Origin of the sequence: Hungatella sp. SB206 (assembly GCF_051132295.1) — a bacterium.
Lineage (GTDB): Bacteria > Bacillota > Clostridia > Lachnospirales > Lachnospiraceae > Hungatella > Hungatella effluvii.
Map to the genome: position 1 here is coordinate 6794853 of NZ_CP096603.1, position 11900 is coordinate 6806752.

The window sequence follows — 11900 nt, forward strand, 5'->3', positions numbered from 1 at the left end:
TTCTTATATGTGAATTTTAATAATCCCCAAAGTTTCTTTACTGCTCTATATCAAAAAGGTATTTGTCACCAAACAGACAGGTATTCAGCGCGTATAGTGCCGCCCCGGTTATAAATCCTCCGTCTGAATCGCTTATCTTCGAATATGTGACTATCCCTGTCTCTGCGTTGCCATAGGAAGGAAAAATCCTTACCAGATCATTCAGTTTCTTTTCAAAATATTCTCCCCCGTAAGCCAGCAGCCCCTGTAAAATAATCTGCTGCGGATCATACATCAAAACAATATTATAAATCGCTCTCGCCACATATACGGCAAACTCATCCACCATGACCCTGGCCAGCGGATTACCGCCATTGGCCTCCCGGAAGACTTCCCGTATATCCCCTGCTTTCCGCCGGTCCAGGATGACAGACGGATACGCCGCCTCATGCTTTTTCCAGATCGCTCTTAAGGATTCCGGTGACATCATACTCTCCAGGCATCCGTCGTTTCCGCAGACACACGCTCTTCCCTGATGTGTCTCTACCAGAAGGTGGCCAAATTCACCCTGATAACCGTGCCTGCCATACAAAAGTTCCCCCTTCTCAATCACACAGCCTCCCACGCTGCCCGCAGAGTGCATAAATAATGCAGCCACTGTCTTGTGATTCAGGGATGGGTCCTCTAACAACTCTGCATACCCCAGAAAACGCCCCACATTGTCAATAATAATTGGAAATGAAAATTGAAGTTCTGTCCGAAGAAATTCGCAAACGGGAAAATCGTTCCTGCGCTTTGTTCCAATAGGAAACAAACATACTCCTCTTTTTCTGTCAACAACGCCCCCGCATGCCACTACCATCATACAAATCTGTTCCTTGCGGATACCGCTTTCTTTCAGCAGAAGCCTTACTTCAGCCACAGTAACCTCCATCGCCAGATTCCAGCCGTTCCACTTGCTGATATCAGCAATATCCTGCACTCTTTTCTGAATGACGCGGCACTTCATATTGGAAATATTACAACTGATAAAATCGTTCCCTATAGTTACAATAATGGTGTAACGGAATGATGCATTCATGGAAAAAACTCTGGGGGGCTTTCCCCCGGCGGTCGTCGCGTCCCTGATACCCACCTTTTTCAATACCTTTTCTTTGCACAGTTCATTTACAATCTGAGTGGCCGATGTCCTGCTCAGTTCCAGCCGCTCAGCGATCTCCGGTATTGTCATCTCCGTATTGTTCTGAAGCAGTGCGACAATCGCCTTCTGGTTTCTTCGCTTGATATTCCTGGGCTTTTCTGCCTTCACCTTTCTTGCATCCAGCATGGTGAATCATCCTCACTTTATTTTCCATTCCCTTCCGGCTGCGGTCCGATATGAAACCGGTATGTCGTCCTTGAGGCAAACACCGTGTTCTTTTTTACAATACAGCCCGGAAAATGGCTGCAGTTGACTGCATTGGGGAATCCCTGTGTTTCGAAACAGATACCCGCATATTTTTCATAGCGTACTCCGCCTTTACAGGCGAGGCTGCCGTCAAAGTGATTCCCCGTATATATCTGAATCCCCGGCTGGTCTGTATAGACCTCCATCCATCTTCCGCTCTTTTCATGCCACAGCTCCGCTGCTTTCCGGTAGCCCCAGCCGCGCAGCACATAGTTATCATCAAGGCCTAACGTTTCGTTCAGCACCTCGCCTAACGTTCTCCGATTGGTGAAGTCCAGGTTCGTTCCGGCTACCTTCAGGATCTCTCCGGTTGGAATCCTGTCTGAGGTTACCGGCGTAAAGAAATCAGCCATTATTCTCATCTCATGGTTAAAAACAGTTGCATCCTCCCCGCCAGACAGGTTAAAATAAACATGATTGGTCAGGTTTACCGGCGTATCCTCTTCCGGTATGAGCCGGTAACGAATATCGAGTGCATCATCGGCCGTCACACGGTAGGTGACTTCAAGTGAGACACTCCCCGGAAACCCATCTGCTGCGGAATCCTTCCAGTACAGCGTAATCCAGTCGTCTCCGCCAGCTGCTATATTAAAATTCTTCGATGCGTAGCCCGCGCTTCCGCTGTGAAGACAATTGCCCCGGTCGTTGCGTTCAAGCCAGTAACCCCGTCCGTTCACATGGAATTCACCGCCCTTGATCCGGTTCGCCACCCGGCCTATAACAGCCGCGCTGCAGGATGGATTCCTTCTGTATTCTTCCAGCGTATCCTGTCCCAGCACCAGGTCAGCCATATTCCCATTCTCATCCGGAACCTTCAGATTCTTAATGACAGCACCGTAAGTAATGATATGGGCCGCCATTCCGGATTCGTTCGCAATCACCACTTCCTGAACATCGGTACAATCCGGAAGTGTTCCCATTCTCCTGATCTTCATTTCACGTTCTTCTCCATCCTGCCGTTATGCCTGCCGCGGCCGTTATGGCCAGCAGTAAAAAAGCTATAATCAAAAATCCTTCTTTTATCCCGTACACACTGGCCAGGACTCCGCCCAGCAGGCTGCCGCTCAGACTGCCCAGCCCCATCTGGACGAATGCCAGCGTGCTCTGCCCCTGGGATATCTTTCCCGGCACCACCATGCGGTTGATATAAGTGACGCAGACAAAGTAGCACACCATATACGAAGGCCCCTGCAAAAGCTGCGCCGCCGCCATAAGCGCTACGTTCCCGGCGGACAGCAATACAAGTCTTAAGGCCATGCAGCCTACAGCCGCCGTCAGCAGCACGGTCTCCTTATACCGGCGTGACAGCCGGTGAATCAGCAGCAACACGGGAATCTCACTGAGCGCCGAAATACAGTTCAGCACGCCCAGAAGCGACTGGCTGTATCCCAGCTCCAGCAGGTATACCCCAAGAAAAGCCGAATAGTAGTTGATTCCAAACTGCATGGCAAAGGCGAAGAGAAGGATCAGATAAATTTCCTTCGATTGGAAGGTTGGACCTTTCCCTGCCTTTTTTACGGTTTGATCAGCTTCCGGGTCTCGTCTCTCCTGCTCCTGCGCTTTCAAAGTTTTTCTGTCCTTTGGCAGCGTCAGGCAGAGCAGTGTAAATAACAGAAAGCATACACTGTTTCCATAAAACATGAGGTTCATATGTTTTTTCAAGTAAAATCCCGTACCCAAAACGATAGCTGCATAACTGACCGTCCCACACATTCTGACCCATGCAAAGTTGATTCCTTTCTCTTCCGCCTGACTCACCACCAATGCGTCACAGATCGGAAGCACAGCACTGTTAAATAAAGCATAGCAGGATACCGCTCCCAGGACTTCACCAAAGGAACCCGTTCCGGGAAAGAGCAGAACTGCCGCCGCACAGCAAAGATTCAGCAGAATCAGGACACGGCGCCGTCTTCCTGTCCGGTCAGCCAGTGCAGCCCATAGAGGCTGTACTGTCAGAGACGCAATCGGAAGGAGTGCTGACAGAATCCCGATCTGCATGGAATCCATCCCTTTCTGTGAAAAATACATCGTAATAAAAGGCAGATACAGAGATGCTGTAATCCAATACATCCCGTTGATCAGGTACAGATTCAGCCCTTTCATGGCGTTCCTCGCTTTTTAGTAAGTAAACTTTATTTACTAACCTCGGTAAACTATATTCTGTTGTCATTATATATCCTGTTATTTTTATATGGGGGGTTTTGCAAAATCGAGGGCGGAAACATCATTTTTATCATTCTGCCTCGGCAAGAAGGGTATTTTTGATTATCTTATAATATTTTTGACTGACGGGGATCCATTCCTCTTTCCCCTCCAGACGTATCCGGTACATCTCCAGCTGACGGACGTAGTTCGAATTAATCAGGTAGCTCTTATGACAGTGAAGAAAATACGGCGGCAGCCGCTTCAGCAGATCATCCAGCTTCCCATAAGCCCGTATCTCTTCTTCCCATGTCTTTACGCTAAGCTGATGCCCCCTGCTCTCCACATACAGAATATTCTGGTATGGAATCCGGTATATCTTCCCTTTCGTCACCAGTGTCAGGCACCGCTTGTACTCCTGCTTTGCCATCTGTTCCAGGCGGAGAATGGTTCTTTGGAAATCATCCTGATCCAAGGGAAAGAAAAGCAGAGAGTCCGGCTGCAGTTCGAATAAATGCTCCGGCCATTCCAGCCGGTCAATCACAAGAACAAGCTTTAAATGATGAATTCTATTTTTGCATGCTCTTGCAAGCCCTGCTCCCTTATCCTTCTGCCGCACCAGATTTACAATCAGAATATCCACATCCTCGTCCACTTCTTCTAAGTAAAAGAGCAGCTGGTCTTCTGCCGTAAACGTATGTAAGGTCCTGTGCTCCGCCATTTCTCCGGCCGGAAACGAATCCCCCAGTCCAGCGAGCCGTTTTTCCGGATCATACAGTATAATTTTTCCCATCCTGTTCAACCATCTTTCGTATCTCGTCTGCACATGGAAAGCACAGATCCTCATGTATCGCCGCATCCGCTTCCATGACCGCCTTGTAATATCGGTTTACTGAATCATTCGCTGAAATAATAATATACTTACGCCTGATCTGCTTTACCGCCTCCTCAAATGTCCGCGCCTCGTTTGTTTCCAGCCGGTCTTTGATCTGCATATAATACAGAATCAGATGTTCACGCTTCTCTCCCGGAATCAGTTCTTCCAAAAGCTCTCCTACCCTGTCCCTGTGCCTTGCTCCGTAGCGGAAATAACGATGCAGCACTTCATCATCCCGTTTTCTTCGTTCTTCCTTATCCGGAATATAAAACCCCAATATTCTCTTCATAAATATACCCCTGTATAAATATAGATCTTTCAATGTATTCTCAGAATATCAGCTTTTCAATTTTGTGTCAACATCTCATATATTATATATTTTATCTGATTACACTATATTTATAAGTAAATATTACTTTTAAATATTTTACTTCTAATTAATACATTTTCTTAGAATAAAATTTGTATACTGGAAAAACAGAGGGGTGGATGTTGGGAATTATGATTTCACAGATTTAAAACTTCCATAAAAACAAAAAATGCTTTGCGGAAATCTTTCGATTTACCGCAAAGCATCACAATTCCATTTTTTCTTTCTATTTACTTTATCCTATCCCGGCCACATTTCCTCTAATCCTGCCCTTCATACCGGTTTTGCCTTTCAAATCCTCATTTAGTCAGCCTTTAGCAGCCGCTTATACGTCTGTTCGACTCCAAACGCTCCCAGCGGCGCAGTGATCAGAATCGCAAGCACCGCCACCGTAAGAACAATCTTGCCGCAGCCCAGTCCCATTGCCAGAGGCACCCCGCCGATCGCAGCCTGGACTGTCGCCTTCGGCATATAAGCAATCATGCAGAAAAGCCGTTCCTTCCGGTTTATATCCGTCCCCAGCAGACAGAAAAAAACGCCCGCCATACGGAAAATCAAAACGCCGAAAATCAAAATTACGGCCGCGGCTCCTGCCTTCAGCGCATAGCTGATGTCTACGGTTGCTCCCACCAGAACAAACAGCAATACTTCAGTGGCTACCCACAGCTTGGAGTATTTGACGGAAAGACGGGCCGCCGCCTCATACCGTTTTTTCTGCAGGGCAATGCCGATGCTCATAACTGCCAGCAGACCTGAAAAAGGCACATATCCCTTCAAACGGTTCTCCAGTTCAATCATCAGAAATGAGATGCTTAAGAGAATCACCACCTTGGCAGAATCCCGGATATGAACCTTTTGGAAGAACAGTGCCAGAAGGATCCCGGCCAGTCCGCCGGCCACGATACCCGTTCCAATGGAAACCGGAATCGACAGGATGCTGGCCGGTGAAAATGTTCCGCCCTGCGCCAGCCCGGTGAACGCCGTAAACAGAACAATGACAAACACATCATCTACCGATGCTCCGGCAAGAATCAACTGCGGGATGCTCTTTTTAACTCCATATCCTTTCTCCATCAGATTCAGCATTTTGGGAACGATCACGGCCGGAGACACTGCTCCCACCACAGCTCCCATGATGGCCGCGTCCAATACGGAGATTCCCAGAAGCCGCGGCGCCAAAAGGATCATTCCCATTATTTCAAAACAGGCCGGCACAAAGCACATGAGCACGGCCGGGCGCCCTACCTTTTTTAAATCCTGAATGTCCAGGGACAGACCGGCGCGCGTCAGGATAATGATCAGCGCAATCTGGCGCAAATCCGCCGAAATACCCAGAATAGATCCATCCAGCATGTTTAAGGCATATGGCCCCAATATCATGCCCGTCAGCAGCATTCCCAGCAGCCCGGGAAGTCTGATTTTCTGAAATGCCCGGCTGAGCAGCATTCCCAGAAGAAAAACCAGTGATAAACTTGTAAGCATACGTTGCAACCTCCGAATTCCTGTATTTTGTTTCCGCCCGCAGCACCGCTAAATGGCTGCCTCTCAGGGCGTGTTTGACCTGCAGGACAGACACAAAAAAAGCTGGTGACTCCTGCACAATGCAGAAGCCATCAGCTGTCATAAGCGGTTCTGGTAAATATTACACTACCATGGGAGACCTCATTCCCGGGTAACAGTATAGCAGACAAAGGCCGGAAATGCAAGTGGATTATCAAACACTATCTCTTCATCATCGCAATCTCTGACTCCGGCAGCACTGCCCCGCCGGCGGTATCGATCTCCGGGCAGCGTTCCATCAGAATGGCCTGCAGTGCCCGTCCTGCTTCCTTGGAGGTTTCCGCCCAAATATTCTTTTTATCCGCAGTGATGAGATTTATCGTCAGATAATGGGCCTGTTTTATGGAATTGCCTACTTTCACATCATAGACATTGTCCGTTAAGTACGCGCCTGTGATCCGGCTGACTTTTAATACGCCAAGGCTGGTGCTGTTGTAAAGCGCAATATAATCCCTGGTAAGTATGCCGCTTTTCTGACCTGTTGTTACTGCCTTTATCTTTCCCAGAAGATTTACGATCAGACTGTCCGGCTCTACAGCCTGGTTATCAAACTCACGCATCTCTCCCTCGCTGCAGCCACCTGCCGCGGCAATTCTGCTGATCCATTCTTCCATGCTTCTTCTCATATCCTTTGTCACAAGAAAGAGGATTCCTCCGAAAAACAGCGTCACGATCAGGAAGAAGATTCCAATCACAATCCCAACCTTCATGGTCTCATCATCCCCGGTCTGCATAAATTCCAGAGTCTTCCTGACGGACCAGATCAGCCCTGCGAGGCCTCCTGCCATAAAAAGCCCCATAATAATACAGCTGGTCCTGCCGCGGCTTCCCATGCTTTTCTTGTATGCTTTAAAAACGGATCTCTCCGGGTAATTCTTCTTTATGTATTCCTCATTCATACGCTTAAAATAATCTTCCATTTTTTTGCCTCCTTATCTCCCGCCGATGGCTTTACCCACGGAAATACCGTATATTGTCATGAATTATCCTCCAGGCCGCCGCTCATTACGGCCTTGTCGCGGAGTCCCATCTTCTTTGCAAGTTCAGGATTAATAGTCTGATACTGCGAAATTACCTGATTCGCTGTCTTCTGGTTCATGGAGAAGCTGTGTTCCCTGCCGTCTCTGGTAAGACATACCAGTTCCTGGACGGAACTTCTCCCAACACTTCTCACCTGATACCACGCCCTGGTTATCTCCTCATTAGACAGTATCTCCGGTTTATCGTATGCCCCGTAGGTAAAATACCTCCCGACCCAGAAGCGGCCGGCCAGTTTTTCCGCGCTCTGGAAATCAGATTCCAGATAATCCATGGTTACCTCCGGATGGCTGTCTAAAAATGACTGGATACTCTTTATGTGGCCTTTTTTGAACAGCCTGGACAAAATGAAGAGTCCCAGGCACATAAGGACAGTGCCCAAAGCAGTCGTCATCATGGCGCTGCTTGGCGTCTGGTTGTCCAGCAGTCCATCCCACAGGTAGTAATTCCCGCCGCTGCCCTCCAGCCCGTAGTAATCCAGAGCTTTCTGGTAATACTTTTCGCCTTCATCCTTCATTCGTTTCATGGTTCCGGTAATAGTGCTTCCCTGAGGCGGCGCCTCGCGGACCCCATTCAAATAATCCCAGGTTTCATCCATAATCCGTTCCAGTTCTTCACTCCTCGAAACGGAGGAACGCACCGGTATGGCTCCCAGCTCCTCATCCAGGATGAGATAATAGGTATCGGACTTCGTCCTGATTCCACTGCGCGTCTTGTAGGTTTCCATAAATGAATCCAGCACATATTGAACATGAAGCGTCACATATTCATTTTTAACCTGTTCGGTGTTATAAACTTCATTCAGCGGCAGCGGCCCGCGGATATATTTGATCAGATAGCTCCCAATGATCATCACGATCCCCAGACCAAGGGCCGTTATAATCAGTCCGACCGGAGCGGTAGACTTAACAACGCCTTTCTTCAGTTCCTTTTCCAACAGGCTGTTCCTGCCATGGTTCTGTTCCATACTTCATTTCCTCCTGCGCTTGTACTTTTGAATCCTATAGTTTAACGCTGTACCTCACCATAAAGTTATTCTATCCAAGTATAACAGATATTCCGGACTCTGCTGTTTATCCTGTCTCAAATGATTGATTTTATGTTTAAAAGTATTTTCCCGATGCTTCTCTGGAACAAAGAGTCCGGCGCGCCGGCGCGCGGTTGCTTCAGCAACCATATTTCCTTGGCGCGAAGTGTGCATCCTCCCGGAGGGTTTCTATTTTATAGGACGAACTTTCCTGTGAAATAGAAAAGCGGCAAAAGAACTCACCCGCTCTCCTGCCGCCTTGACAATTCACTTAAAATCTCCAATTAACATTCTACGATAAACGCTTCTCCCGCCTCCTCACCGAAGCTGATCAGTCTCTCCTTAAGCGCGTTCTTTATCTCTTCATACGCCCGGTCATCGACGAGATTCACCTTTTCCAACGGGTCATTGACCAGATCAAACAGATACTTTTCCTTATAAACCGGGCTTCCGCTCTCCTTCCATGGATCGCGGTCCGGGGCGTGAACCACGTATTTATACCGGTTTGTGCGCAGTGCGCGGCCCACAAAGCTCTCACTGATCTGGATATAGACTGCCTCCTCCCAGTCAGGATTACACGCCTCCTGAAGCGGCCGCCCCTGGAGTCCCAGAAGCTCTGTATCGAATCCGGCGGCAGACAGAATCGTCTTCGGCAGGTCTAAAAGGCTTACCACCTTCTCCTCCCGCTTTCCCTTTTCAAATTCAGCCCCTTTGATCAGCAGCGGAACGTGTATGGTTCCCTCGAAGCTGTTGCGTTTATAGTCATCATATCCGCCTTCCGCCACCTCATCTGCGTGGGTGCGGAAATGGCAGCCATGGTCACTGCCGTATATCACCATGGTATCCTCGTAGATCCCTCTCTCCTTCAGCGCATCCACGACGCGGCCAAAATTCCGGTCAAGGGCATGGCAGCAGCCAAGATAATCTGGGTAGAACCGTTCCCAATCTCCCCTCCCAGGCTCCAGATCCGAGGGCGGTACAAATCCGGCGAACTGCTCCCGGCTTCCGTCCGGCCCCTCGTAATCGGCCCGGTCATTCTGGTGATGCGGTTCGATATGGGAAACCATCAGGAAAAATGGTTTCTCATCTTCATACTCCTCAATATAGCGCACCGCGTAATCTGTCAGACAGTCGGTCCGGTATCCGGTAAACTCCAGCTTATTTCCGTCCTTGTCAAAGATATATCCGCCGTATCCGTGGGAGGTAAATTCCAGCACATCGGCCGCCATCCAGTAGTCGTCGTAACCTCCGCGCCTTTCGGCCGGCACAGGGACCGTCTCATAATGGTTCTCATCTTCATCGGATGCCAGATGCCATTTCCCCACGTAAGCCACCCGGTATCCGGCTTCCCGCAGATATTTAGCCAGCGTCTTCTGATCCAGCGGCAGGGAAACCGCATTGCGGTAGCAGCCGGTCTGTGTCGGATACAGTCCCGTCTGGAGCATGGCTCTGGCCGGTCCGCAGACTGGCTGGGGCGTAAAAGCATTGGCAAAATTCACCGCGTCCCCACGAGCAAACTGATCCAGCCTGGGCGATACGGGAAGCGGCTGGCCGTTGCAGCCCAGCGTATCCGCCCGCTGCTGGTCGGAAAAGAAAAATACAATGTTCTGTCTCTGTTTCATAAACTGCCTCCTATTCTTTCACCGCACCGGCCGTCAGACCGGCAATCATATATTTCTGAAGGAAAATAAAAATCACGAGAATCGGAACTGCGGCTCCCACGGCGGCGGCCATAACACGGCCCCAGTCGTAGTTGTATTCCCCCAGGTACGTCATGGCAATACCGGAGGCCAGCGTCCTCATCTCCGTCTTATTCACCAGAGTTAAGCCCCACAGGAAATCTTCCCAGGAAATCAGGAAGGAATACAGGCCCACAGCCAGAATTCCCGGCTTAACCAGCGGGAGTATCACCTGCACCAGGGTTCTCCCCTTGGAACAGCCGTCGATGTAAGCCGCCTCCTCCAGGGACTTGGAAATCGTATCAAAAAAGCCTTTCAGAATCCATACCGACATGGGCAGCGCATTGGTGGAGCAGGCCAGAACCAGCGCCGTATACGTATTTAACAGGCCCAGACGGAAATACATGTTGTAAAGAGCGATTAGAAGCGTCATGGCCGGAAACATCTGCGTTGAGAGAAACAGCATCATCACGAACTTGTCGCCTTTAAACCGGTACCGGGAAAATGCATAGGCCGCCAGCACTGCCAGCGTCAGCGTCACCAGTGTGGTAATTCCCGAGACGATAATATTATTTTTATAGAAAATCAGGAATTTTCCGTCGGTTAAAATCCCCTTGTAATTGGCCAGCGTGGCGTTTACCGGCAGAAACTGGGGCGGCAGACGCAGAATCGCTTCATTGGGCTTTAAGGACGTGAGCAGCATCCAGTAAATAGGGAATACGAAGCAGATCGTGGCGGCCAGAATCGCCGCATACATAAGAATTTTCCGATAAGTTTTCTTCTTCATTTGCCCACCTCCTAATATTCCACTTCTTTGGAAGAAAGAACCCTGTTATAAACCGTAGAGAAGATTACCAGGAACACGAGCCAGCAGACACCGATGGCCGCGCCCTTGCCCAGATTGAAGCCCGAAAATGCCGTCTCATACGTATACAGGGGCAGCGTAGTGGTCGCGCGGACCGGACCGCCTCCTGTCATGGTGAAGAACAGAACGAACATCTGGAAATTCGACACGATGGAGGTCAGCGTCACCGTTTTCACAACCGGCATGATGCACGGCACTGTGATGCACCAGAACTTCTGTGCTCCGGTGGCTCCGTCGATCTCCGCCGCCTCTTTTAAGTCCTCCGGCACGGTCTGCAGTCCGGAGAGAAGCATGATCATCATCAGCGGCATCTGTTTCCATACCGCCGAAATGATAACGCCCAGCATGGCCGTCTTCGGGCTTCCCAGGACGCTGTAATCCCCCAGACCCAGAAGGTAATTGACAATGCCGTACTGCGGCTGAAAGATAAACATCCAGGTGACCGCCACCACCAGCGACGGGATCGTCCACGGAAGGAATAAAAGGCTTCTGAACACCTTTCTTCCTCTGAGGCTTCCGCTATTCAGCAGCAGCGCCACCCCCAAACCTATAAAAAACTGGGCGATGACCGTCCCGCACACATAGACCAGCGTTCTCCCGAAGGTCCTGATAAACTCCGAGTCGGTAAAGACCGCTTTATAATTGGAAAAATTGTTCCATCTAATATTACCCATATCAAGCAGATTGTAATGAAAAAAGCTCATTCCAACCACTACAAAAACCGGGATGATGATGGTGACTGTCAGCATCGCCAGAGCGGGTACCAGAAGCATCACCATGAACCAGTTAATTTTTTTCTTTTTTCGCGTTATTTCACCCATAATACAACCTCCAATAGATACAAAGGGAGCGGATGCAGGATGATCTGCAGCCGCTCCTGATTGCTACGGTGGCTCGCGCGCAGTGCGGGCGAGTG

Annotated in this window: 11 protein-coding genes and 1 riboswitch; all 11 genes read right to left on the reverse strand. The window is 49.4% G+C overall.

Annotation, left to right across the window (positions count from 1 at the left end):
- Positions 1-37: 37 nt before the first annotated feature.
- Complete coding sequence (locus M1L66_RS30220) at positions 38-1306, reverse strand: ROK family transcriptional regulator (RefSeq protein ID WP_434689330.1); 1269 nt, start codon at positions 1304-1306, stop codon at positions 38-40.
- A 17-nt stretch (positions 1307-1323) separates the two neighbouring features.
- Complete coding sequence (locus M1L66_RS30225) at positions 1324-2361, reverse strand: aldose epimerase family protein (RefSeq protein ID WP_434689332.1); 1038 nt, start codon at positions 2359-2361, stop codon at positions 1324-1326.
- 1 nt (position 2362) lies between these two features.
- The gene (locus M1L66_RS30230; RefSeq protein WP_434689334.1) at positions 2363-3529 is read right to left on the reverse strand and encodes an MFS transporter; all 1167 of its coding nucleotides are present in this window, start codon (positions 3527-3529) and stop codon (positions 2363-2365) included.
- Between the two features lie 130 nt (positions 3530-3659).
- A complete protein-coding gene (locus tag M1L66_RS30235) occupies positions 3660-4361 on the reverse strand; it encodes a LytR/AlgR family response regulator transcription factor (RefSeq protein WP_187020405.1) in 702 nt (233 codons plus the stop codon).
- Entirely contained in the window at positions 4339-4734 is a 396-nt protein-coding gene (locus M1L66_RS30240; protein ID WP_187020406.1) for a hypothetical protein, read from the reverse strand. Before M1L66_RS30240 ends, M1L66_RS30235 begins: the two co-directional genes overlap by 23 nt.
- Positions 4735-5118: 384 nt before the next feature.
- On the reverse strand, positions 5119-6297 hold the full coding sequence (locus tag M1L66_RS30245) for a cation:proton antiporter (protein ID WP_434689337.1): 1179 nt from the start codon (positions 6295-6297) through the stop codon (positions 5119-5121).
- Positions 6298-6412: 115 nt separating this feature from the next.
- Positions 6413-6494, reverse strand: a riboswitch (Fluoride riboswitch).
- Between the two features lie 42 nt (positions 6495-6536).
- Positions 6537-7295 carry a hypothetical protein gene (locus M1L66_RS30250; RefSeq protein ID WP_434689339.1) on the reverse strand — a complete coding sequence of 253 codons (759 nt, stop codon included), beginning with the start codon at positions 7293-7295 and terminating at the stop codon, positions 6537-6539.
- A gap of 56 nt (positions 7296-7351) precedes the next feature.
- Positions 7352-8380: a DUF6709 family protein gene (locus tag M1L66_RS30255; RefSeq protein WP_434689340.1), complete on the reverse strand. Its 1029-nt coding sequence runs from the start codon at positions 8378-8380 to the stop codon at positions 7352-7354.
- A 344-nt stretch (positions 8381-8724) separates the two neighbouring features.
- Positions 8725-10062 (reverse strand): sulfatase-like hydrolase/transferase, encoded by a 1338-nt coding sequence (locus tag M1L66_RS30260; protein WP_434689342.1) that lies wholly within the window; start codon positions 10060-10062, stop codon positions 8725-8727.
- A gap of 10 nt (positions 10063-10072) precedes the next feature.
- On the reverse strand, positions 10073-10906 hold the full coding sequence (locus M1L66_RS30265; protein ID WP_002604948.1) for a carbohydrate ABC transporter permease: 834 nt from the start codon (positions 10904-10906) through the stop codon (positions 10073-10075).
- Between the two features lie 11 nt (positions 10907-10917).
- The gene (locus M1L66_RS30270) at positions 10918-11805 is read right to left on the reverse strand and encodes a carbohydrate ABC transporter permease (RefSeq protein ID WP_187020415.1); all 888 of its coding nucleotides are present in this window, start codon (positions 11803-11805) and stop codon (positions 10918-10920) included.
- Positions 11806-11900: the final 95 nt, after the last annotated feature.